Origin of the sequence: Flavobacterium sp. NRK1 (assembly GCF_024054175.1) — a bacterium.
Taxonomy (GTDB): Bacteria; Bacteroidota; Bacteroidia; order Flavobacteriales; family Flavobacteriaceae; genus Flavobacterium.
On sequence record NZ_JAMXLA010000008.1, the window covers coordinates 1 to 519 of the forward strand.

A 519-nucleotide genomic window follows, 5' to 3' on the forward strand; every position below is an offset into this window, starting at 1 on the left:
ATCAGTATTGGAGGTACCGGAGCAGGAGCCTTATTAAAAGATGCTAATGTAAGTGTTGCCACAGGCGGAATTACAGAAGTAAAGCTTGCAGACGGGGCAGTAACAACAGCTAAGATAGGAGCTGATGCAGTAACCAATGCTAAGCTTGCTGATGATGCAGTTCAGACCGAAAACATAGCGGCAGGGGCAGTTGAGACTTCGGATATCAAAGATGCGGCAGTAACAGCCGTGAAACTTGCCGACGACGCAGTCACAGCTGCCAAGATCGATTCGAGTGTAGCGGGTACAGGTTTAAAACAGAATACTACCAATGGTTCTTTAGAAGTTGATGCCGCATCATTTGATGGCGACATTACCTCTACAGACCTTACAGTAACAGGAGGAGATAATGCCACCTTTACTGATGTAACGTTAGATATAAAAGATGATGCAGTAACCAATGCCAAGCTTGCCGATAATGCGGTTCAGACCGAGAATATAAAAGACGGTAATGTAACATCGGCTAAGTTAACAGCAGGA

At 45.1% G+C, this 519-nt stretch carries 1 protein-coding gene; it reads left to right on the forward strand.

Annotated features, from left to right (window positions below):
- Positions 1-519 (forward strand): hypothetical protein (locus NHE85_RS16635; RefSeq protein WP_252813332.1); only part of this gene is annotated, 519 nt, incomplete at both ends.